23 protein-coding genes are annotated in these 20486 nt (G+C 71.4%); 11 read left to right on the plus strand and 12 right to left on the minus strand.

What is annotated here, in order from left to right; genetic code table 11:
- Nucleotides 1–17: 17 nt before the first annotated feature.
- From ACFQ7C_RS03950 to xseA, 7 genes are read right to left on the minus strand one after another with little or no spacing between them, the layout of a single operon-like run.
- On the minus strand, nucleotides 18–674 hold the full coding sequence (locus ACFQ7C_RS03950; RefSeq protein WP_378898140.1) for a response regulator transcription factor: 657 nt from the start codon (nucleotides 672–674) through the stop codon (nucleotides 18–20).
- A complete protein-coding gene (locus ACFQ7C_RS03955) occupies nucleotides 671–2173 on the minus strand; it encodes an ATP-binding protein (RefSeq protein ID WP_378898142.1) in 1503 nt (500 codons plus the stop codon). The genes ACFQ7C_RS03950 and ACFQ7C_RS03955 overlap by 4 nt, the downstream gene beginning before the upstream one ends.
- Nucleotides 2174–2221: 48 nt before the next feature.
- The gene (locus ACFQ7C_RS03960; RefSeq protein ID WP_378898144.1) at nucleotides 2222–3616 is read right to left on the minus strand and encodes a class II fumarate hydratase; all 1395 of its coding nucleotides are present in this window, start codon (nucleotides 3614–3616) and stop codon (nucleotides 2222–2224) included.
- Nucleotides 3617–3663: 47 nt separating this feature from the next.
- A complete protein-coding gene (locus ACFQ7C_RS03965) occupies nucleotides 3664–4275 on the minus strand; it encodes a carbonic anhydrase (protein ID WP_378898283.1) in 612 nt (203 codons plus the stop codon).
- A gap of 35 nt (nucleotides 4276–4310) precedes the next feature.
- The gene (locus ACFQ7C_RS03970; protein WP_378898146.1) at nucleotides 4311–4958 is read right to left on the minus strand and encodes a DUF4245 family protein; all 648 of its coding nucleotides are present in this window, start codon (nucleotides 4956–4958) and stop codon (nucleotides 4311–4313) included.
- Nucleotides 4958–5200: an exodeoxyribonuclease VII small subunit gene (locus ACFQ7C_RS03975; protein ID WP_378898148.1), complete on the minus strand. Its 243-nt coding sequence runs from the start codon at nucleotides 5198–5200 to the stop codon at nucleotides 4958–4960. The genes ACFQ7C_RS03970 and ACFQ7C_RS03975 overlap by 1 nt, the downstream gene beginning before the upstream one ends.
- Nucleotides 5201–5209: 9 nt before the next feature.
- On the minus strand, nucleotides 5210–6571 hold the full coding sequence (xseA, locus tag ACFQ7C_RS03980) for an exodeoxyribonuclease VII large subunit (RefSeq protein ID WP_378898150.1): 1362 nt from the start codon (nucleotides 6569–6571) through the stop codon (nucleotides 5210–5212).
- Nucleotides 6572–6729: 158 nt separating this feature from the next.
- Between xseA and ACFQ7C_RS03985 the strand changes: the two genes are divergently transcribed.
- The 5 genes from ACFQ7C_RS03985 (at nucleotide 6730) to ACFQ7C_RS04005 (ending at nucleotide 10310) form a co-directional block, all read left to right on the plus strand.
- A complete protein-coding gene (locus tag ACFQ7C_RS03985; RefSeq protein WP_378898284.1) occupies nucleotides 6730–7770 on the plus strand; it encodes a 4-hydroxy-3-methylbut-2-enyl diphosphate reductase in 1041 nt (346 codons plus the stop codon).
- Nucleotides 7767–8336 (plus strand): DUF6264 family protein, encoded by a 570-nt coding sequence (locus tag ACFQ7C_RS03990; protein ID WP_378898152.1) that lies wholly within the window; start codon nucleotides 7767–7769, stop codon nucleotides 8334–8336. Before ACFQ7C_RS03985 ends, ACFQ7C_RS03990 begins: the two co-directional genes overlap by 4 nt.
- Before the next feature lie 137 nt (nucleotides 8337–8473).
- Nucleotides 8474–9013 carry a sigma-70 family RNA polymerase sigma factor gene (locus ACFQ7C_RS03995; protein ID WP_378898154.1) on the plus strand — a complete coding sequence of 180 codons (540 nt, stop codon included), beginning with the start codon at nucleotides 8474–8476 and terminating at the stop codon, nucleotides 9011–9013.
- Nucleotides 9010–9723 carry a zf-HC2 domain-containing protein gene (locus tag ACFQ7C_RS04000; RefSeq protein ID WP_378898156.1) on the plus strand — a complete coding sequence of 238 codons (714 nt, stop codon included), beginning with the start codon at nucleotides 9010–9012 and terminating at the stop codon, nucleotides 9721–9723. Before ACFQ7C_RS03995 ends, ACFQ7C_RS04000 begins: the two co-directional genes overlap by 4 nt.
- A 35-nt stretch (nucleotides 9724–9758) precedes the next feature.
- The gene (locus ACFQ7C_RS04005; RefSeq protein WP_378898158.1) at nucleotides 9759–10310 is read left to right on the plus strand and encodes an MOSC domain-containing protein; all 552 of its coding nucleotides are present in this window, start codon (nucleotides 9759–9761) and stop codon (nucleotides 10308–10310) included.
- A gap of 57 nt (nucleotides 10311–10367) precedes the next feature.
- On the opposite strand, the gene fbaA is transcribed toward ACFQ7C_RS04005, so the two are convergent.
- Nucleotides 10368–11399 (minus strand): class II fructose-bisphosphate aldolase, encoded by a 1032-nt coding sequence (fbaA, locus tag ACFQ7C_RS04010; RefSeq protein ID WP_378898160.1) that lies wholly within the window; start codon nucleotides 11397–11399, stop codon nucleotides 10368–10370.
- Between the two features lie 191 nt (nucleotides 11400–11590).
- Between fbaA and glpX the strand changes: the two genes are divergently transcribed.
- Complete coding sequence (gene glpX, locus ACFQ7C_RS04015; protein WP_378898162.1) at nucleotides 11591–12580, plus strand: class II fructose-bisphosphatase; 990 nt, start codon at nucleotides 11591–11593, stop codon at nucleotides 12578–12580.
- Nucleotides 12581–12723: 143 nt separating this feature from the next.
- Nucleotides 12724–12936: a UDP-N-acetylmuramyl pentapeptide phosphotransferase gene (locus ACFQ7C_RS04020; RefSeq protein ID WP_378898164.1), complete on the plus strand. Its 213-nt coding sequence runs from the start codon at nucleotides 12724–12726 to the stop codon at nucleotides 12934–12936.
- Nucleotides 12937–12939: 3 nt separating this feature from the next.
- On the opposite strand, the gene ACFQ7C_RS04025 is transcribed toward ACFQ7C_RS04020, so the two are convergent.
- Nucleotides 12940–14283, minus strand: coding sequence for a DNA recombination protein RmuC (locus ACFQ7C_RS04025; RefSeq protein WP_378898166.1), 1344 nt, complete (start codon nucleotides 14281–14283; stop codon nucleotides 12940–12942).
- A gap of 63 nt (nucleotides 14284–14346) precedes the next feature.
- The gene (locus ACFQ7C_RS04030; RefSeq protein ID WP_378898168.1) at nucleotides 14347–14949 is read right to left on the minus strand and encodes a 3'-5' exonuclease; all 603 of its coding nucleotides are present in this window, start codon (nucleotides 14947–14949) and stop codon (nucleotides 14347–14349) included.
- Nucleotides 14950–15026: 77 nt separating this feature from the next.
- Between ACFQ7C_RS04030 and ACFQ7C_RS04035 the strand changes: the two genes are divergently transcribed.
- Nucleotides 15027–15785 (plus strand): class I SAM-dependent methyltransferase, encoded by a 759-nt coding sequence (locus ACFQ7C_RS04035; protein ID WP_378898170.1) that lies wholly within the window; start codon nucleotides 15027–15029, stop codon nucleotides 15783–15785.
- A 12-nt stretch (nucleotides 15786–15797) separates the two neighbouring features.
- On the opposite strand, the gene ACFQ7C_RS04040 is transcribed toward ACFQ7C_RS04035, so the two are convergent.
- Entirely contained in the window at nucleotides 15798–16454 is a 657-nt protein-coding gene (locus ACFQ7C_RS04040) for an SAM-dependent methyltransferase (RefSeq protein ID WP_378898172.1), read from the minus strand.
- A gap of 59 nt (nucleotides 16455–16513) precedes the next feature.
- Here ACFQ7C_RS04040 and ychF point away from each other — a divergent pair, with 59 nt between their 5' ends.
- Together ychF and ACFQ7C_RS04050 are read left to right on the plus strand one after the other, a co-directional pair.
- The gene (ychF, locus tag ACFQ7C_RS04045; protein ID WP_378898174.1) at nucleotides 16514–17587 is read left to right on the plus strand and encodes a redox-regulated ATPase YchF; all 1074 of its coding nucleotides are present in this window, start codon (nucleotides 16514–16516) and stop codon (nucleotides 17585–17587) included.
- 25 nt (nucleotides 17588–17612) lie between these two features.
- A complete protein-coding gene (locus ACFQ7C_RS04050) occupies nucleotides 17613–18179 on the plus strand; it encodes an alpha/beta fold hydrolase (protein WP_378898176.1) in 567 nt (188 codons plus the stop codon).
- Between the two features lie 69 nt (nucleotides 18180–18248).
- On the opposite strand, the gene ACFQ7C_RS04055 is transcribed toward ACFQ7C_RS04050, so the two are convergent.
- Entirely contained in the window at nucleotides 18249–19625 is a 1377-nt protein-coding gene (locus ACFQ7C_RS04055; protein WP_378898178.1) for a pyridine nucleotide-disulfide oxidoreductase, read from the minus strand.
- 107 nt (nucleotides 19626–19732) lie between these two features.
- On the opposite strand from ACFQ7C_RS04055, the gene ACFQ7C_RS04060 reads away from it, so the two are divergent.
- Entirely contained in the window at nucleotides 19733–20449 is a 717-nt protein-coding gene (locus ACFQ7C_RS04060; protein ID WP_378898180.1) for a phosphatase PAP2 family protein, read from the plus strand.
- Nucleotides 20450–20486: the final 37 nt, after the last annotated feature.

The raw sequence follows: 20486 nt of genomic DNA on the forward strand, positions 1-20486 counted from the left end.
CGCGGGTGCCCGACGGCTCACTCCCAGCGGTAGCCGGCGCCGCGGACGGTGACGATGTGGTCGGCTCCGAGCTTTCCGCGCAGGTAGCGCACGTACACGTCGACCACGTTCGAGCCGGGGTCGAAATCGAGACCCCACACCCGGCTCAGGAGCTGCTCGCGGCTGAGCACGCGACCGGGATTGCGCAGGAACTGCTCGGCGAGCGAGAACTCCCGCGCGGACAGGTCGATCTCGCGACCGCCGACCGTGGCGCGGCGCGCCAGGATGTCGAGCACGACATCACCGTGCGAGATCGACACCCCGGCTTGCGGCACGCTCTCGCGCAGACGCGAGCGGACGCGTGCGAGCAGCTCCTCGAACGTGAACGGCTTGGGCACGTAGTCGTTGGCCCCGGCATCCAGTCCCGTGACGGTGTCGCGCGTGCTGGACCGCGCCGTGAGCATGATCACCGGCACCGCGGAGCCCCGTGAGCGCAGCTCGCGCAGCACTTCGAACCCGTCCATCGTGGGCAGCCCGACGTCGAGGAGGACGAGGTCGCCGTCACCCCGGAGCGCAGCCTCGAGCCCCTCGGGGCCGTCCTCGAACACGAGGGTCTCGTAGCCGGCCGCCTCGAGGCCGCGGCTCACGAAAGCCGCGATCCGCGGTTCGTCCTCGACGATGAGGATCCTGGTCATCCGGCGGCCTCCCGTTGCAGCACGTCTCCGGCACGCACCGGCGCCGGCAGTTCGGCCTCCGTCGGAGGCAGGTGGATCGTGAATGTGGCGCCGCCGCCCGGAGTGTCGGTGACGACGCAGTGGCCGCCGTGGCCCTTCGCGATGGCGTCGACGATCGCGAGACCGAGACCGGAGCCGCCGACCGAGCGCTTCACGTGCGCGCGGTCGAAGCGGCGGAAGATCCGCGCGCGCGCACCCGGTGGGATGCCGGGGCCGTGGTCGCGCACCCAGAGGCGCGCGCCGTCGTCGGTGTGCGCGCTGCCGATCTCGATGGGGCTGCCCTCGGGCGTGTACTTTGCGGCATTGTCGGCGAGCTGCAGCCAGGCCTGCAGCAGCCGGTCCTGATCGCCGATCGTCTCGCCCTCGGCGCGGGCCTGAACCGTCCAGGCATGACCCGGGATCACGGCGACGAGCTCGCCGACGCGCTCCGTGAGCGCCGCGAGGTCGACCTCATCGAGCGTGTACGAGTCGGCTTCGGCGGTGGCGAGCAGGTCGATGTCTTCGACGAGGCGTGTCAGACGGTCGAGCTCGGCGATGCCGATGTCGCGCGCGGACGCCACGTCCGCGGCGTCCTGCGGGTTCATGAGCTCGAGGTGACCGCGCACGATCGTGATCGGCGTCTTCAGCTCGTGGCGCACGTCGTCCAGCAGCTGCCGCTGGCCGTCGACGGAGTCCTCGATGCGGTCGAGCATCGAGTTGACCGTGCGTGACAGGTCGGCGATGTCGTCGTTGCCCTGGGGCTCCAGCCGGTGGGAGAGATCCGAGATCGAGATCGCGTCGGCCGTCTCGCGCATGTGGCGGATCGGCGACAGCAGCCGGCCGGTGACGAACCAGCCCACGACGCCGATGGCGATCAGGACGGCAACCGCTGCGATCACGTAGGTCGTCATGGCGAAGGTCACCGGCTGCAGCTCTGCGCCGAGGTCGACGGCGCGCACGTAGAGGCCTTGCCGGGGATCGCCGTCCATCCGCACCGGGATCGCGATGTAGCGCAGGGAGCCCTGGTCGGTCACCGCGGTGCCCCACTTCGTATCGCCCCCGGCGGTCTCGGCGACGACGCGGTCGATGAGCTGCTCGTTCGTCGAGATGTCGTTGCCCGAGAGTGTCGTCGGCACCCATCTCGGTCTCCCGTCGATCAGCGCCATCGAGCCTTCGTTCCGCGCCGGCACCAGCCGTGCGACGACCGCCTTCAGGTAGTCGTCGACGCTCTCGAACTGGTTCTTGTCGAGATCCTCGGTCGCGGCCGCCGCGCCGCCTGGTGCGTCGACGGTGGTGCCGTCCGCGACGGATTCCAGGACCTTGACCTGGTTCTTCAAGCGCTCGTTGACGCTGTTCAGCGCCTGCTCGCGCTGCACCAGGAACGTCACGCTGCCCACGATCGCGAGACCCACGCACGCGACCGCCAGGATCGCGGCGAGGATCCTGACGCGCGCGGGAACCGGGCGGGGCGTTCGGGCCATGTCCTGATTATCCCGCCGACGCACGGCTGGCGGCATGGGGCGGGCGGATCAGCCCGGGTGCGTCATCGAGAGAAGGTCGAGCTTCTCGTCGAGCTGCTCGAGCGTGAGCTCGCCACGCTCCACGTAGCCGAGGTCGATCACGGCCTCGCGCACCGTGATGCCCTTCGCGACGGAGTGCTTGGCGATCTTGGCGGCGGCCTCGTAGCCGATGAGCTTGTTGAGCGGCGTGACGATCGACGGCGACATGCCGGCGTACGCCGCGGCGCGCTCGACGTTCGCCTCGAGGCCGTCGATGGTCTTGTCGGCGAGGACGCGGGAGGTGTTCGCGAGCAGCTCGATCGACTCGAGCACGGCGCTGCCCATGATCGGGATCGCCACGTTGAGCTCGAACGCGCCGGAGGCACCGGCCCACGCGACGGTCGCGTCGTTGCCGATCACGCGGGCGCACACCATGAGCGTCGCCTCGGGGATGACGGGGTTGACCTTGCCCGGCATGATCGACGACCCGGGCTGCAGGTCGGGGATGTGGAGCTCGCCGAGGCCGGTGTTCGGCCCCGAGCCCATCCAGCGCAGATCGTTGTTGATCTTGGTCAGCGAGACCGCGATGGTGCGGAGGGCGCCGGATGCCTCGACCAGGGCATCGCGGTTCGCCTGGGCCTCGAAGTGGTCCTTGGCCTCGGTGACGGGCAGCTCGGTGTCGGCGACGATGAGCTCGATCACGCGCTGCGGGAAGCCGAGGGGGGTGTTGATGCCCGTGCCGACGGCCGTGCCGCCGAGCGGCACCTCGGCGACGCGGGGGAGCACCGACTGCACACGCTCGATGCCGAGGCGGATCTGGCGCGCGTAGCCGCCGAACTCCTGGCCGAGCGTGACGGGCGTCGCGTCCATGAGGTGGGTGCGTCCGGACTTCACGACGCTCTTCCAGAGGTCGGCCTTGGCTTCGAGCGCGACCGCGAGGTGGTCGAGCGCCGGGATCAGGTCGTCAATGAGCTCCTGCGTGACGGCGATGTGCACGGAGGTCGGGAACACGTCGTTCGACGACTGCGAGGCGTTGACGTGGTCGTTCGGGTGCACGGTCGCGCCGAGCGCCTGCGTGGCGAGGGTCGCGAGCACCTCGTTCATGTTCATGTTCGACGACGTGCCGCTGCCGGTCTGGTAGACGTCGATGGGGAACTGGTCGGCGAACTCGCCGGCGATGATGCGGTCGGCGGCACCCGCGATGGCATCCGCGATGGCGCCGTCGAGCGTGCCGAGCTCCTTGTTCGCGAGGGCCGCCGCCTTCTTGATGCGGGCGAGCGCCACGATCTGGGCCGGTTCCAGGCGGTCGCCCGAGATCGGGAAGTTCTCCACCGCGCGCTGGGTCTGCGCGGCGTAGAGCGCGTTCTTCGGAACGCGCACCTCGCCCATGGTGTCGTGCTCGATGCGGTACTCGGTGTCGGTCACGTCGTTGTTCCTCACGTGTCGGTACAGGGGTCTGGGGGAAGCGGTGCTCAGGCGGCGTCGGTGATGCCGACCATCACGTCGGGCACCGCGGTGCCCTCGCTGAGGCGGTAGTTGGCGCCGACGATGGCGAGGCGCCCTTCGGCGACGGCGGCGCTGATGAGCTCGGACGAGTGCAGCAGCTCTCCGACGGTGTCGCGGAGATGCTCGCGGCCGACCTCTTCGGCATCGATCTCGGCGGGGTAGACGCCGTCGACCGCTGACGCGCGCTGCACGCGGCGCACCGCGGGCACGATCGGCGAGATCAGCCTCCAGATGTGCGGAGGGAGCGGGTCGGCATCCGCATCCGTGCTGTCGATGGCGGCGCGCACGGCGCCGCACGCGTCATGACCGAGCACGACGATGAGCGGGACCTCGAGCACCGCCACGGCGTACTCGAGGCTGCCGACGACGGACTCCGAGACGACCTGACCCGCGTTGCGCACGACGAAGAGGTCGCCGAGGCCCTTGTCGAAGATGATCTCCGCGGCGAGGCGAGAGTCCGCGCAGCCGAAGAGCGCCGCACGCGGCCGCTGCCCTCCCGCGAGCTCGTGCCGGGTGTCGACGTCCTGGCGGGGATGCCGGGGTTCGCCGGCGACGAAGCGCGCGTTGCCGCGCTGCATCTCCTGCCAGGCCTTCGCGGGTGTGGGCTGGTCGGTCACTCGGCCTCCTCGCGCAGTGCGGTGATCTGATCGGTGACGGAGCGCGCCGTCTCTTCGAGTGCGTCGGCGCTCGCGGCGCCGTAGATGAGCACCGTGTCGGTGCCCGCGTCGGTGGCGAGCGCGACCGAGATGTTCCCGGTGCGATCGGGGTCGAGCTCGTAGCGCTCCCACGTGATGCCGTCGATCGTGACGGTGTCCTGCGGGGCGGAGCCGGAGAGCACGCGAGCCGGCCATGCCGCGTCGGCGTCGAGGCCCTGCGCGACGCGCAGGAAGCCGCGCTCGTCTTCGCCGGCGGGGGCGTACACGACGGTGAAGGCCCGGACCGAGCCGCTGCCCTCGATGCCGGCCCGGTTCACGATCCAGTCGTCCGACATGTCCGGAGCCACGATGGTGCGCCCCTCTGACTCCGCGATGCTCTGGGCGACGGCGGCGACGTCGATCGGCTCGCGCTCCGGGGGCGTGCCGCGGGGAACCGCGACGATGATGACCACCACGACGGCGAGCGTCGCGATCAGCGCCGCGACGAGATTGCGGACGTTCTGGCTCGAGCGGTAGATGCGCGAGGACTCCGCCTTGCGGTCGGCCGTCTCCTCCGGCGTCTCGGGTCGACCGAGCTCGGCGACGATGCGGGGCTCGCGCGACATCAGCCGGGCCCGCCTTCGCCGCGGTCGGCGGTGGCGCGCGCGGCCTCGAGGCGGCGCTTGGCGCCGATCAGCCACTCCTCGCAGCGCGCCGCGAGTGCTTCTCCGCGTTCCCACAGCGCCAGGGAGTGCTCGAGGGTGGGGGCGCCCTGCTCGAGTTCGGCCACGACGCGCACGAGTTCGTCCCGCGCCTGCTCGAACGAGAGGGTCGCGACGTCCGTGGGGGCGCCGCTCGACTCAGTCATGCACACAGTCTATTCGCGTGCGGGGCCCGCCCCGTTCCCGGTCGGGTCCGGCTCGACGAGGTCGGCGGCGGCTGTGCCGGGCTGCGCGACCGCCCGACGCTCCTCGGCGATCTCGCCGTCCGAGCGGGCGGCGAACGACCCGCGCCCCACCGTGACGACGACGGGAGTGGATGCCGGAGCCTGGGCCGCGTCGCGGACGATGACGCCGTCGGCCAGGTGCGCGATGGCGTAGCCCCGGGCGAGGGTCGACGCCGGGGAGAGCGCCCGCAGCGTCGCACGGAGCTCCGCCGTGCGCTGCTCCTGGACGCGCAGCGACCGGTCGATCCGGTCCCGTCCGCGCGCCGCCAGCAGTTCGATCTCGTGCGAGCGGGTGGTCAGCAGCGTCTCGGGGGTGCGCAGGACCGGGCGCGAGCGCAGCTGCTCGAGCTGGGCGATGTCGTGCGAGATGCGCTGCGTGAGGCGCATGTTCATCCGGGCTCGCAGCTGCCCGACGAGGGCGCGCTGCTCGGCGACGTCGGGCACGACGCGCTTCGCCGCGTCGGTCGGGGTCGATGCCCGCAGATCGGCGACGTCGTCGAGGAGGGGGTGGTCGTTCTCGTGGCCGATGGCGCTCACGATGGGGGTGGATGCCGCCGCCACCGCGCGGATCAGGCGCTCGTCGCTGAAGCCGAGCAGTGTCTGCGGGTCACCGCCGCCACGGGCGATGATGATCACGTCGACGTCGGGTGCGGCGTCGAGGGCTTTCAGTGCCGCGATCGTCTCGGGCACGCAGCGGTCTCCTTGCACCGCCGCGTACTTCGTCTGGAACCGCACCTGGGGCCACCGCAGCTCGGCGTTGCGGTGGACGTCCTTCTCGGCATCCGAGTTCTCGCCGGTGATGAGCCCGATCAGGTGCGGGAGGAAGGGGAGGGGCTTCTTGCGGGACGGATCGAAGAGCCCTTCGGACCGCAGCTGCACGCGCAGGCGCTCCAGCCGCTCGAGCTGGTCGCCGAGGCCGACGTGACGCATGGCCGAGACGCTGAAGCCGAAGTCGCCGTTCTTCACGAAGTAGTCGGCCTTGACGCAGGCGATGACGTGGTCGCCGACCTTGAGGTCGCCCGGCAGCCGGTCGCGGGTCGACGACCAGATGCGGAACGAGATCGTGGCGTCGGTCACCAGGTCCTTGAGGCGGCCGAACACGTTGCCGCCCCGCTGGTTCCACCCGGTGATCTCGCCCTCGACCCAGACCGAGCCCCACGTCTGCACGAATCCGCGGATCGTGTCGTTGAGGCGCGCGACGGACGTCGGCGCCTGCGCCGTCGAATCGCGCGGCGGCACCGAGTCGGGCGGCGGCGGCTCGCCGGGCACCGTGGCGGGCTGGAAACTCGTCATGCGGTCCTCTCGTGCCCGTGCGCGGGCTGATCCCCTTCGGCGAACAGGTGGGCGCCGCGGGCTCCGCACCGGGGCCTCGCTCAGGAGCCCGCCCGTAGAATCGTGGGGTGAGCACCAGCACCGCGGGACAGACCCGAGCGAGTCAGGCCCCTGTGAGCATGCCCGTCCCGCGGATCCCGCGGCGGCGCGAACCGCTCAAGGATATCTCCGGGACCGGACAGAAGCGGGTGCTGCTGGCGTCCCCGCGCGGCTACTGCGCGGGCGTGGACCGCGCCGTCATCGCCGTCGAGAAGGCGCTCGAGCGCTACGGCGCGCCGGTGTACGTGCGCAAGCAGATCGTGCACAACATCCACGTCGTGACCGAGCTCGAGAAGCAGGGCGCGATCTTCGTCGAAGAGGTCGACGAGGTCCCCGCCGGCGCGCACGTCGTGTTCAGCGCGCACGGGGTGTCGCCCGCAGTCGTGAACGCAGCATCCGATCGCGGTCTGCGCGCCATCGACGCGACGTGCCCCCTCGTGACGAAGGTGCACCGCGAGGCCGTGCGCTTCGCGCGCGACGACTACGAGATCCTTCTCATCGGCCACGTCGGCCATGAAGAGGTCGAGGGCACGGCCGGTGAGGCGCCCGACCACGTCACGATCGTGAACTCGCCCGACGAGGCCGACACGATCGAGGTGCGCGACCCGTCGAAGGTCGTGTGGCTGTCGCAGACCACGCTCTCGGTCGACGAGACCATGGAGACGGTCAGGCGCCTGCGGGCGCGGTTCCCGGAGCTGCAGGACCCGCCGTCGGACGACATCTGCTACGCCACCCAGAACCGCCAGGTCGCGATCAAGAAGCTCGCGAAGGACGCCGACCTCGTGATCGTCGTCGGCTCGGCGAACTCGTCCAACAGCGTGCGGCTCGTCGAGGTCGCGCTCGAGCACGGGGCGAAGGCCGCCTATCGCGTCGATTACGCCGACGAGGTCGAGCAGGCGTGGCTCGAAGGCGTCGAGACGGTCGGCGTCACCAGCGGCGCATCCGTGCCGGAGGTGCTCGTCCAGCAGGTGCTCGACGACCTCGCCGCGGCCGGCTACAGCGACGTCGAAGAGGTGCGCACGGCCGAGGAGGACCTGCAGTTCTCCCTCCCGAAGGAGCTCCGGACGGATGCCGCCGGCAAGCGCGACGACCGCGCCCTGGGCGGCCGGAGCCGATCGTGAGCGACGCCGCGGACGCCGGGCGCGATCCGCGCGCGCGTCCTCGTCCGCAGTACGGCGAGTACGCGACGCCTGAGGAGCAGCGCTCGCGCATCCAGCAGCCGGCGCCTTGGCAGCTGGAGCCGGTCGCGCCGATCATGACGGATGTCCCGGCCGACGGCATCCCCGCGGCTCCTGCCGTCGCCGAGAAGCGTCAGCACCCCGTCGATCGCATCGTGACGTTCGCGCTGCTCGCGTACGGCCTGGTCAACGTGATCACATCCGTGCCGGCGTTCCTCGACTACGGCGCCTATGCCGAGACGATGCTCGGGGTGATGGGCGTGGACGTCGAGATCTCGGACCCGTCGGCCGGAAGGGCGTGGGCGATCGCCGCGGTCGTCGTGCTCGCGATCGGCTGGTGCGCCACGGCGGCCCTCTCGGTCTGGAACATGCGCCGCTCCCGGGTGACGTGGTGGATCCCGCTGGTGGGCGGCATCGTCTTCTCACTGACCGCGGGTGCGCTGATGGTCGTGCCGCTGATGAACGACCCGGCGGTGTGGCAGGCGCTCCTCGAGAGCACCCGCATCTGACCTCTGCGGCACGTGACCGAGGGCCCCGTGCGGGATTCGGGATGCGGGGCCATACTCGCAAGGAGACGGCGCGGGCGCGCGCGGATTCTCGTGAACCCGCGGGGAGCGTGTCTCGTGTCTCCTGCGGGAGGTGATGGATGCCGCACGACAGCGTGGAGCGCCGAGACAGCGCCGCCGGACGCGATGCCACGCGACTGGCCGCCCTGTACGACGCACACGCCGCGCCCGTCTGGCGCTACGTCGTGCATCTCACCGGCGACCGAGCCGGTGCCGACGACATCGTGCAGGAGACGCTGCTGCGGGCGTGGCGCACGCCCAGGATCCTCGAGCAGGATCCCTCGACCACGCGCTCGTGGATGTTCACCGTGGCGCGCCACCTGGTGATCGACGAGGCGCGCAGCGCTCGCCGGCGCCGCGAGATCGACGTGGCCGAGGTCCCCGAGCGGACGGCGCCGGATGCCACCGACGCGCTGTTCGAGGCGATCATCGTCGAGGAGGCGCTGGCCGCCCTCACGGCCGACCATCGCGCCGTCGTCGTGCGCGCGTACTATCGCGGCCTGTCGGTCGCCGAGATGGCCGACGAGCTGGACATTCCGGAGGGCACGGTCAAGTCGCGCCTTCACTACGGCCTGCGCGCCCTCCGGCTCACCCTGCAGGAGAAGGGGGTGACGCGATGACCCCGGATCACGCCCGCTTCGCCGACTGGGACGCCGCATACGTCGTGCGCGCGCTGAGCGCGGCGGATCGCGTCCGCTACGAGGAGCACCTCGACCGCTGCCCCGTGTGCCGCAGTGCGATCGGCGACCTCGCGCCGACGATGGGCCTGCTCGCACGGGTCGCGCCCGAGCGCGCCGAGGCGCTGCTCGAGCCGTCGGAGGGGGACGGCCCCGATCCCGCGGCGCGGGAGCGCATGGTGGTCCGCGGCACGCGCGACGCGCGCCGGCGTCGGATGATCGCCTGGGGCAGCGGCCTCGCCGCCGCGGCGGCGGTCGCCGTCGTGGTCGCCTTCGCCGTGACGACGGCGGTCGCGCCGACGGGCGGTGCTGAAGAGGTCGTGGCGCTGGAGGCCGTGACGGATGTGGCGCTGACCGCGGAGGTCGAGCTGACCGATGTGGCGTGGGGCACCCGCATCGCGATGGTGTGCCATTACCCGCCCAGCCGCGATCCGTACGCGGGCGACCAGGAATGGCCGTACGTGCTCGTCGTCACGTCGACCGACGGCATCACGAGCGAGCTCTCGTCGTGGCGGGCCGGTCCGGGGACGACCGCCCAGCTCGACGCCGGCACGGCGTTGGACCGCGACGACATCGCCTCGATCGAGGTGAGGGCCGTCTCGGACGGCCGCGTGCTGCTGCGCGGCGAGCCCGCGGCGCCCGCGGGAGGCTGAGCCAGCGGGCAGAGCCCCCTGGCTAGGATGAGCGGATGCCCCGCCTTGTCGCCGTCTGCGCCGTCCGACAGCTGCGTCCCGATGCCGGCTCGGTCGGTGTGACCGCGATCGACAAAGGCCCGGTCGACGGTTCCGTGCGGGTCGGGCCGTACGGGGTGTACGCCGACGTGCAGGCCGACCGCAAGCACCACGGCGGCTTCGACAAGGCGCTCTATGCCTATGCCGAGGAGGACGCCGCGTTCTGGGAGTCGGAGCTCGGCCGCGAGCTTCCGCCCGGATGGTTCGGCGAGAACCTCCGGGTCGAGGGCCTCGACGTGAACGCGGCGCTCATCGGCGAACGGTGGCGCATCGGCGACCGCGTCGAGGTCGAGGTGACCATGCCGCGCACACCGTGCCAGACGTTCGCGCGCTGGGTCGGCGGCGAGGACGCGCGCGGCTGGGTCAAGCGGTTCTCGGACGAACGCCGCCTCGGACCCTACCTGCGGGTCGTCCAGGGCGGACGCGTGCAGGCCGGCGACGAGATCGTCGTCGTCCACCGCCCCGACGGCGCGCCGGGGCTGCTCGACCGCTACACCGACCCCGAATAGACGAATGCCCCGGGGCCGGCGCAGGGCCGGCGCCGAGGCATCCGTCGAATCCGCTGCTTACGCGCCGAGGCTCTTGCCGGCCGAACCGAGCTGCTGGGTGGCTTCGACCACTCGGGCCGCCATCGCCGACTCCGCGATCTTGCCCCACGCGCGTGGGTCGTAGGCCTTCTTGTTGCCCACCTCGCCGTCGACCTTCAGGACGCCGTCGTAGTTCGAGAACATGAAGCCGGCGACCGCGCGCGTGAACGCGTACTGCGTGTCGGTGTCGATGTTCATCTTCACCACGCCGTTGGCGACCGCCAGCGCGATCTCCTCGTCGGTCGAGCCGCTGCCGCCGTGGAAGACGAGGTCGAGGGGCTTCGGGCCGGTGCCGAACTGCGACGCGATCCCTTCCTGGATCTCGCCGAGGAGCTCGGGGCGGAGCTTGACGTTGCCGGGCTTGTACACGCCGTGCACGTTGCCGAAGGTGAGGGCCGAGATGTAGCGGCCGTTCTCGCCGAGGCCGAGCGCCTCGACGGCCTTGGTCACGTCGGCGACCGTCGTGTAGAGCGCCTCGTTCGAGCCCTCGTGCTGAACGCCGTCCTCTTCGCCGCCGACGACGCCGATCTCGACCTCGAGGATCGCGTTGATGTTCTTGAGGCGGGGGAGCAGGTCCTTCGCGATCTCGATGTTCTCGTCGAGCGGCACGGCGGAGCCGTCCCACATGTGGGACTGGAAGATCGGGTTGCGGCCGGCCTTGACCTCTTCCTCCGATGCCTCGATGAGCGGCAGCACGAAGTCCGCGAGCGCCGGCTTCGGGCAGTGGTCGGTGTGGAGGGCGACGGTGATGGGGTAGCTCTTGGCGACCTCGGTGGCGAACTTCGCGAACGCGATCGCACCAGCGGCGCGGTTCTTCACGGTGTGGCCGGCGAAGTAGTCGGCGCCGCCCGTCGTGACCTGGATGATTCCGTCCGAGCCTGCTTCGGTGAGTCCCTGGAGGACCGCGTTGACCGACTGCGAGCTGGCGACGTTGATGGCGGGATACGCGAAGCCACCGGCCTTCGCGCGGTCCAGCATGTCGGCGTACTGCTCCGGGGTGGCGACGGGCATGAGTGCTCCCTTTGATCGAGTGGGCGTCACCGCAAACTCTACCCAAGCGCCGGAAGGGCGAACGGATGCTGCCGCCCGCCCTCGTCGGGGAAAACCACGTCCCTGCGCCATCGGAAAGAAAGACGATTCCTTCGTCGGCGATTGCGTGAAATTCCCGTGAATCGGCCGCCAGGCTGGCATAGGCTGACCGCATGGTGAGCCTGACCGCGGACATGAGTCCCCTCCACCCCGACCGCAACCTCGCACTCGAGCTCGTGCGAGCGACCGAAGCGGCGGCGATCCGCGCGGTGCCGTTCATCGGCCGCGGCGCCAAGGAAGCGGCCGACGGGGCCGCGGTCGACGCGATGCGAGCCTTCTTCACCACCGTCAACTTCGACGGCACGATCGTCATCGGGGAGGGCGAGAAGGACGAGGCGCCGATGCTCTACAACGGCGAGCGCGTCGGCAACGGCCGCGGCCCGCAGGCCGACGTGGCGGTCGACCCGATCGACGGCACCTCGCTCACCGCCGCCGGCCGCAACAACGCGCTGTCGGTGATCGCCGTCTCCGACCACGGCACGATGCTCGACGCGTCGAGCGTGTTCTACATGGACAAGCTCGTCACAGGGCCGGCGGGCGTGGGCGTGGTCGACATCCGGCTTCCGATCGGAGAGAACATCCGCCGGCTCGCCAAGGCGCTCGACAAGCCCGTCGACGAGCTGGTCGTCTCGGTGCTCCACCGTCCGCGTCACGAGCGCCTCATCGAGGAGATCCGCGAGGCCGGCGCCGGCACCCGCCTCATGAGCGACGGCGACGTCGCCGGCGGCATCAACGCCGCGCGTCACAACGCCCGCACCGACATGTGCGTCGGTGTCGGCGGCAGTCCCGAGGGCATCGTCACGGCCTGCGCGATCAAGGCGCTCGGAGGCCACATCCAGGGCCGTCTCTGGCCCCGCGACGACGACGAGAAGCAGCGCGGCATCGACGCGGGACTCAAACTCGACGGATTCGTGTACGAGGCGGACGATCTCGTCACGGGCAGCAACACGATCTTCGTCGCGACCGGCGTGACCGATGGCGCGCTCGTCGCCGGCGTCCGGCGCGAGGGCGGGTACGTCTACACGGAGAGCGTCGTGCTGCGCGGCGCGTCGGGCACGCTGAGGCGGATCTCGTCGGAGCACCTCGTCTCGAAATGGCTCTGAGCACCTGACGCGGGACGCGCGTGGCGGGCGCGACACGTGATGCTGCCGTGACCCTTTCGTGACCGCCCTCCGCGGGAACTCTGGCAGAATCTTGAGTGGTGTCGATGGAGACACGTTGGTGTTTCCTACTCGAGGAGTTGACGATGTCCGCGCACTCAGCCGATCCGTCGTCGCCCCAGACGGGCGCGCAGGCCGTGGTCGCCAACGCGATCGATCCGGCCCGCCGGCCCGACGTGCTGCTGCGCGTCCGCCGTGACGAAGGTCACGAGGTCAGCGCGTGGTGGATGATCGGCGCGTTCGTCGGCGTCTCCGCCGCGGTCATCGTGCTGCTGAGCTTCGTCCCCGGCGGCGCCTGAGCCTCACTCGTCCGGCGACGCGATGCGCGCGCGCACCTCGCCGAGCTCCGCGGTGGCGGCGAGCGGCGTCGCCGCGGTGTCGCTTCCGGCGCCGGCGACGTGGGACTCCTCCAGTCCGGGGAGCGTCTCATCGAGCAGCTCGGGTGCCGTGAGGCGGCGCGGGCTCTTCTCGATCGCCGCGGGCTCGTTCACCGCGTCGAGCTTGGTCGCATCGATGCCGGGGAACTTGCGCGCGCTCACCAGCACGCGCGTCTCGAGCGAGCCGGCGAACCGGTTGTAGCTGTCGACCGTGCGCTCGATCGCCCGGCGCAGGTCGTCGGCGTGCGACGCCAGGGAGCCGAGCCTCTCGTAGAGCTGGTTGCCGAGGTCGAAGAGCGCGCGGGCCTCTTGCGACACGTCCTGCTGGGTCCACGTGTACGCGACGGTCTTGAGCACCGCCCAGAGGTTCACCGGCGACGCCAGCGCGACACGCTTGCCGAAGGCGTAGTCGAGCAGTGACGGATCCTCCTCGAGGGCGGCCGCGAGCAGCGACTCGCTCGGCACGAAGCAGACCACGAACTCGGGGCTCGACGACAGGCCGGCCCAGTAGGTCTTGCGGGCGAGCGCGTCGACGTGTGCCCGCACCGCCTTGACATGCTTGTCGAGCAGGCCTCGCCGCCGGGCCGCCTCCGCGCCCTGCGCCGTCAGCGGGATCGCGCTCGCCTCGAGGAACGCGTCGAGCGGGACCTTGGCGTCGACGGCGATCGCCTTGTCGCCGGGGAGGCGGATGACCATGTCGGGGCGGCCGGCGCCCGCGTCGGACGTGATCGACGCCTGCAGGTCGAAGTCGACGTGCCGCGTGAGCCCGGCGGCCTCGACCACGCGGCGCAGCTGGGTCTCGCCCCACACGCCACGAGTGCTGCCCGAGCGCAGGGCGCTCGCCAGCGACTCGGTGGTCGCGCGCAGCGCCTCGTCGGACTCGTGCGCGCGGCGCAGCTGCTCGGCGAGCGTGCCGAACTGGAGATGGCGGTCCCGCTCGAGGTCGTCGACCTTCGTGTGCATCGCCGCCAGCGTCTCCTGCACCGGGGCGAGCGCGCGCAGCACCGACTGCTCCCGCCGCTCGCGCTCCTCGCGTGCGGCCTGGTCGTGGCGCGCCTGGCTCGCCAGCTCGCGGTAGAGAAGCTGCTGGTGCTCGAGCTGCGCCTGCACGCCCTGCCGCGCGGCCTCGGACGCGGCCAGGCGCGCGCTGAGGTCGGCGTGCTCCCGCGCGGTGCGCGCAGCGCCGCGGGCGAGCCCTGCCGCCCAACCGGCCATCGCGCCGACGAGCAGCGAGACGATCACCACCACACTGATCACGACTGCGTCCATGGCACCAGGGTGCCGGATGCCTCGGACATCGCTGCGGCGGCGGGCCGCAGCATCCGGTGTCCGCTATGCGACGGCGAAGCGGACCGCGGGCGCGTCGGCGACCGCGATCTGCGACACCCGCACACCGACCGCTGCGGTGAGGGCCCCGATGTCGTCGGCGCCGACGCGGCGCGCCGCGTCGATCATGACGTGGGCGCACGCCATCGCGTCGGCGGTCGCGTTGTGGTGCGGGAACTCGGCGAAGCCGGCCTCCGCGGCGACGAACGGCAGCCGGTAGGACTCGAGGCGGTAGACCCGGCGCGCCACCTGCAGGCTGCACGCGTACCGGTAGGGCGGGCACTCGTCGCCGGTCGCGTCGCACGCGCGCTTGAGCACGGCCATGTCGAAGCCGGCGTTGTGGGCGACGAGGATGTCGGAGCCCGCGAACGCGACGATGTCGGCGAGCTGGCGGCTCCAGGGGGCTGCGTCGACGACGTCCTCCGGCCGGATGCCGTGGATGCGCACGTTCAGCTCGAAGAACACGTCGTGGCCCGCCGGCGGGCGGATCAGCCAGCCCGTCCGCTCGACGATCTCGCCGTCGCGCACGCGCACGAGTCCGACCGCGCACGCCGAGGCGTTGCTGGAGTTCGCCGTTTCGAAGTCGATCGCGGTGAAGTCCAGGGGCACACCCCCAGACTCACCCCGGCCCGGCGGCGCGGACGCAAGGCGCGCCGAGCGCGCCGCCTCGTCATAGGGTCGGAGGCATGGCCAGTCGCGAAGAGATGTCGCTGTCGTTCGGGGCCGCCGCGGGCGCGTACGAGTCGGGCCGGCCCGACTATCCGCGAGAGGCCGTGGACTGGATGCTCGCCCCCGTCCGCGAGCCCGGCCGGGCGGTGCGCGTCGCCGACGTCGGAGCAGGCACCGGCAAGCTCACGCGCACCGTCGTCGAGGCCGGCGCCGAGGTCGTCGCGATCGATCCCGACGCCGAGATGCTCGCCGCCCTCCGCGAGCACGTCCACGGGGTTCCCACCTTCGTGGGCACGGGAGAACGGATGCCGCTTCCCGACGCCTCGGTCGACGCCGTGCTCCTCGGCCAGGCGTGGCACTGGCTCGACCCGGTCGCCGCCTCCGCCGAGGTCGGGCGCGTGCTGCGCCGGGGCGGGGTGCTCGGGCTCGTCTGGAACATCCGCGACGAGTCCGACCCGTGGGTTGCGCGCCTCACCGGGGCGATGCACGGCAGCCACGCCGAGCAGATGCTCGCGGGCGACGGACCGCGGGTGGCGGATCCGTTCGGCGGACTCGAGGCGCGGTCGTGGACCTGGACCCGCTCGATCACCCGGGCGGCGCTGCTCGACATGGTCGCCTCGCGGAGCTACGTCATCACCGCGTCCGACGCCGACCGCGCCGCGATCCTGGCCTCCGTGGGCGCCCTGTTCGAAGAGCGTCGCGTCAGCGAGGCCGACGGCGCCGAGGTCGTCGACCTGCCGTACGTCACGCACGCGTACCGCGCACTCCGTCCCTGACGCGCCGGCGGGCTACGCGCGGACGGCGCCCACGACATGCCACGGCCCGCTGACGTCGCGGTAGCGCGGCTCGAGCCCGCGCCCGCTGAGCACCGCGATCATCGCGTCGGGCGTATGGGCGTACGCACGGTACGGGTTGCCCGTCAGGGCGTACCACACGTTGATGGCCCGCGCCGCGAAGCGGGCGAACAGCGTACGCGGCGGGTGGCTGAACACGACGGCGTGCTTGGCGCGCCCGGCGGCCGCGCCGAGCAGGCGCTCGTAGTCCGGATAGCAGCACACCACCCGGTGCAGCACGACGATGTCGGCTCGCTCGACGGCCTCGGGCGTTCCGGCGAGGTCGACACCCAGCATCCGTGTCACCCGATCGCGCAAGCCGGCTTCGTCGAGCAGCCGCGTCGCCTCGGGCTCGTACGCGGAGGACAGCTCCACGTTCGTGGTGTGCGAGGCGCCCCGCTTGAGCGCCTCGAGCTGGATGTCGCCGATCCCGCCGCCGATCTCGAGGAGCGAGGCGCCCTCCAACCCGACCGCGCCGGCGAAGTCGAGCACCAGCCGCGCGCTCGGCGTGAGGCCGTCGCGTCGGTACTGGCGCGCGAGCCGGTGCGCGAACCGCGCGTTGAACTCGCGGTCGTAGCCGTCCGGTGCATGAGGTGCGCAGCACTCGTCCACGCGCCCAGTATCGCCCCGCGCCGCAGGCCGGGCAACGACGCCATCTAGACTGGATGCCCGTGGCTCTCACCATCGGAATCGTCGGTCTCCCGAACGTCGGCAAGTCGACCCTCTTCAACGCCCTGACCAAGAACCAGGTGCTCGCGGCGAACTACCCGTTCGCGACGATCGAGCCCAACATCGGCGTGGTCAACCTGCCCGACCCGCGACTCGACAAGCTCGCCGAGATCTTCCACTCCGAGCGGATCCTGCCCGCCGCGGTGTCGTTCGTCGACATCGCGGGCATCGTGCGCGGCGCGAGCGAGGGCGAGGGCCTCGGCAACAAGTTCCTCGCGAACATCCGCGAGGCCGACGCGATCGCCCAGGTCGTGCGCGGCTTCGACGACGACGACGTCGTGCACGTCGACGGCGCGGTCAACCCGCAGGGCGACATGGAGACCATCAACGCCGAGCTGCAGCTCGCCGACCTCGAGACCCTCGAGAAGGCGATCACGCGGTACGAGAAGGAGGTCAAGGGCAAGAAGCTCGATCCCTCCGTGCTCGCCGCGGCGGTCGAGGCGAAGGACGCCCTCGAGCGCGGCGTGCTGCTGTCGGCCTCCGGCATCGACCTCACGCCGATCAAGGAGCTGGGCCTGTTGACCGCGAAGCCGTTCATCTTCGTCTTCAACGTCGACGAGGCGGTGCTGACGGATGCTGCGAAGAAGGCATCGCTCGAGGCGCTGGTCGCGCCGGCCAAGGCGGTGTTCCTCGACGCGAAGATCGAGTCCGAGCTCATCGACCTCGACCCCGAGGACGCGGCAGAGCTGCTCGCGTCGACGGGTCAGGACGAGTCGGGTCTCGACCAGCTCGCGCGGATCGGCTTCGACACGCTCGGGCTCCAGACCTATCTCACGGCCGGACCGAAGGAGGCCCGCGCCTGGACCATCGGGAAGGGCTGGAAGGCCCCGCAGGCCGCGGGCGTGATCCACACCGACTTCGAGAAGGGCTTCATCAAGGCCGAGGTCATCTCGTTCGACGATCTCGTCGAGACGGGCTCGGTGGTCGAGGCCCGCTCGAAGGGCAAGGCCCGCCTCGAGGGCAAGGACTACGTCATGCAGGACGGCGACGTCGTCGAGTTCCGCTTCAACGTCTGACGTCCGCTCCCTGGAAAGGCTTCCCATGACCGACACCACGCAGATCTTCGAGCCCGACGGACGCGCGATCCCCTACATCGTCGAAGGCGACGGGCCCATCGGCCTGGTGCTGATCGCCGAACCCGGGCAGGACGCCCTGGGCGTCGTGGGGCATTACCTCGCCGAGGAGGCGGGGTTCCACATCATCCGCGTCGGCTACCGTACGAACGTCGACGCCGCCACGACGGATGATCAGGCCGACGACGTCGTCTCGATCGTCGACGCGCTGGGCCTCGAGCGCACCTGGGTCGGCGGGCACGGCCGCGGCGGCACCGTCGCACGTGCGCTGGTCGCCGCGCACCCGGAGCGCGTCAACGGACTGCTGCTGCTGGGCGTGGAGGACGAAGACATCGCTCTCGCCCCCGTGATCCCTGTGCTGATCGTCCAGGGCGCCGACGACGACGTGACCCCGCCCGCGAACGGCGACCGCCTCCAGGCGACGGCGCCCGAGCGGGCGAGCGTCAAGACCCTCGACGCAGCCGGTCACCTCTTCCCGCTCACGCACCCGATCGAGACGGCGGTCATCGTCGAGGAGTACCTCGACTGGGACTGAGCCCGGGTCGGGTCAGCCGACCGGGATCAGGTAGGCGACGACCGCGGCGATGGTGAATGCCCGCACCGGCTATGCGATGCCCGCGAACTCCGCCAGACGCGCCCGCCCCGCGGCGATGTTGTCCTTGAAGCGCGCGGCGGCCGCGAGCACCGCCGCGTCGTCGGTCCGATCCGGCGGGACCCGCGCGGGGTTCAGGCTGGTGGTGTTGGACCACGCGCGCAGGTCGGTCTCCCTGGACATCGCCAGCGACGCGTCGCCGCCGATCGCCTGCATCGTCGCCCAGTCCGCGGGCGTGTCGGAGTACGGCGACGGACGGCACACGCGGTTCTTCTCGGCGTCGTCGTCGCGCGTCGCCTCGACGTAGCCGGCGAGCGCCGCGCCGTAGCAGGGGAAGCCCACCCGCACCGGCTGCGGGGTGATCGCCTCCGGGGTCCAGATCGGCTTGAGGCCCGGGTACTTCAGGCCCTCGGCCGCACAGTGCACCACGAGCGCGTCGGACGGGACCCGCACGTCGCCGTCCGCGAAGGACAGGCGTCCTCGGCCGGCGGACTGCACGTGCCCGCGGCGGATCACGTCGTCGATCGAGCGGACGAGGTCGAGCTCCCACGTGGCGAGCGTCGGCGTCTTGGCCATCGTGGGCGTGACCGCGGGGTCGAAGCGCAGCATGATCCCGGCGTCCTCCATGCGGAAGAAGACGTCGTCGGGATCGGCTGCGGCGGCCGCGGCGGCCATCGTGTCGGCGGCCATTCCGAGGAAGATCGCCGGATCGGGCTGCACGACGGCGCGGTTGAGCAGCCACGGGTCGCGGGGGCGCACCCACGTGATCGCGTCGGGCGCGACGCCGTTCTGCAAGAGCCACACGCACGTGTCGGTCGCGGTCTTGCCGGCTCCCACGATGACGTAATGGCCAGGAGCCTCGGTGATGCGCACGAGGTCGTTGACGGCCACGACGTGCGCCCCGTCCTCGACGGCGAACGGCGGGGGAGTGAGCAGGGGGATGTCGGGCGAGAGGTATCGCGCGTCCACCACGCGGGCGCGCGGCGCGTGGAACCGGGTGCCGCTGAGGAGCGACACGAACCGGCGATCGCCCAGGTACTCGCTGCGACCGTGGAAGGCGACGCGGCCCGACCGGACGAGTCGTGCCAGCACGCGGGCGTAGTACTCCATCACCTCCGCGGCGCTCGCGCGCTCGTGGAGCCCGCGCTCCGGGCCGTCGTCCTGGAGGCGTCCGCCGCCGAGCAGCGTCGAGGCGACGCCGTAGAAGGCGGACGCCTGGTGCAGCCGCACGAACCCGTACGCGTCGAGCCAGTGGCCGCCGGCGCCGTGACGCCGGTCGACGATCGCCACCGACACGTCGTCGGCCGCGGTGGTGAGGGCGTCGACGAACGCCATCCCCATCGCCCCCGCCCCGACGACCAGGTAGTCGACGTCGACCATCGCCTCCATGCGCTCATCAGAGCAGTGCGCGTGCCGCCCGTCAATGCCCCTACGACACCGGGACCGCCGAGGGCAAGGGGACGCGCGCACGGCTCGTCCGCGTCGACAATGGTCGCGTGGGCGAGAACGAAGAACCCCCGGGCAGTCGCGCACCGCTCGCTGCGACGCCCGACGAGCCGCTTCCACACCCCGATCCCCACCGCGCGACCGTCCTGGTGATCGGCGTGGTGGCCACGGTCCTGTTCGTGCTGCTGCGCTTCGCGGTGGCGCTCGGCGGACACGATCCCCTCGCCGCCGACGTCTGGTGGGACGATGTCATGCTCGCCGGCCTGAACGACGTGGGTCTGGTGATCGCCTGGGTACCCGCCATCGTCGGCGGCGTGGTCGGCGCGCCGGTGGTCGGGATCCTCATCATCGCGATCTTCCTCTGGCAGCGACGACGATGGGATGCTGCGACCCTTGCGGTCGCCATCGTGACTGTGACCGCGATCGGCGCCCCGATGGCCGCGGTCATCGCGCGGGTGCGGCCGTCGGAGTCGCTCGCCGAGAGCGTGGCCACCTCATTCCCGTCAGGTCACACCGCCGTCGCGACGACCATCGCGGTCACCCTGGGACTGCTGCTGCGCCGCTGGTACGTCTGGACGCTCGGAGTGGTCTGGATCGTCTGGATGATGTGGAGCCGTACCTACCTCCACGCCCACTGGGCGAGCGACGTGCTCGCGGGGCTGCTGGAGGGCGTCGCGGTGGCCTGCCTGGTGTGGAGCGCCATGCAGGCCTGCCGCATCCGGACGGCGATGTCGTCACGGGCGTCCGCTCCGGAGCCGGACGCCTGAGCACGGTTCCCGTATGGATTTCAAGCCCCGGTCCTGC

Origin of the sequence: Microbacterium sp. NPDC056569 (assembly GCF_042793475.1) — a bacterium.
Taxonomy (GTDB): Bacteria; Actinomycetota; Actinomycetes; order Actinomycetales; family Microbacteriaceae; genus Microbacterium.

Coding starts and splice junctions, on each gene's coding strand:
- ACFQ7C_RS03950 (WP_378898140.1), bottom strand. CDS start 674: ATGACCAGGATCCTCATCGTCGAGGACGAACCGCGGATCGCGGCTTTC.
- ACFQ7C_RS03955 (WP_378898142.1), bottom strand. CDS start 2,173: ATGGCCCGAACGCCCCGCCCGGTTCCCGCGCGCGTCAGGATCCTCGCC.
- ACFQ7C_RS03965 (WP_378898283.1), bottom strand. CDS start 4,275: ATGCAGCGCGGCAACGCGCGCTTCGTCGCCGGCGAACCCCGGCATCCC.
- ACFQ7C_RS03970 (WP_378898146.1), bottom strand. CDS start 4,958: ATGTCGCGCGAGCCCCGCATCGTCGCCGAGCTCGGTCGACCCGAGACG.
- ACFQ7C_RS03975 (WP_378898148.1), bottom strand. CDS start 5,200: ATGACTGAGTCGAGCGGCGCCCCCACGGACGTCGCGACCCTCTCGTTC.
- xseA (WP_378898150.1), bottom strand. CDS start 6,571: ATGACGAGTTTCCAGCCCGCCACGGTGCCCGGCGAGCCGCCGCCGCCC.
- ACFQ7C_RS03985 (WP_378898284.1), top strand. CDS start 6,730: ATGCCCGTCCCGCGGATCCCGCGGCGGCGCGAACCGCTCAAGGATATC.
- ACFQ7C_RS03995 (WP_378898154.1), top strand. CDS start 8,474: ATGCCGCACGACAGCGTGGAGCGCCGAGACAGCGCCGCCGGACGCGAT.
- ACFQ7C_RS04000 (WP_378898156.1), top strand. CDS start 9,010: ATGACCCCGGATCACGCCCGCTTCGCCGACTGGGACGCCGCATACGTC.
- ACFQ7C_RS04005 (WP_378898158.1), top strand. CDS start 9,759: ATGCCCCGCCTTGTCGCCGTCTGCGCCGTCCGACAGCTGCGTCCCGAT.
- fbaA (WP_378898160.1), bottom strand. CDS start 11,399: ATGCCCGTCGCCACCCCGGAGCAGTACGCCGACATGCTGGACCGCGCG.
- glpX (WP_378898162.1), top strand. CDS start 11,591: ATGGTGAGCCTGACCGCGGACATGAGTCCCCTCCACCCCGACCGCAAC.
- ACFQ7C_RS04020 (WP_378898164.1), top strand. CDS start 12,724: ATGTCCGCGCACTCAGCCGATCCGTCGTCGCCCCAGACGGGCGCGCAG.
- ACFQ7C_RS04025 (WP_378898166.1), bottom strand. CDS start 14,283: ATGGACGCAGTCGTGATCAGTGTGGTGGTGATCGTCTCGCTGCTCGTC.
- ACFQ7C_RS04035 (WP_378898170.1), top strand. CDS start 15,027: ATGGCCAGTCGCGAAGAGATGTCGCTGTCGTTCGGGGCCGCCGCGGGC.
- ACFQ7C_RS04050 (WP_378898176.1), top strand. CDS start 17,613: ATGACCGACACCACGCAGATCTTCGAGCCCGACGGACGCGCGATCCCC.
- ACFQ7C_RS04055 (WP_378898178.1), bottom strand. CDS start 19,625: ATGGAGGCGATGGTCGACGTCGACTACCTGGTCGTCGGGGCGGGGGCG.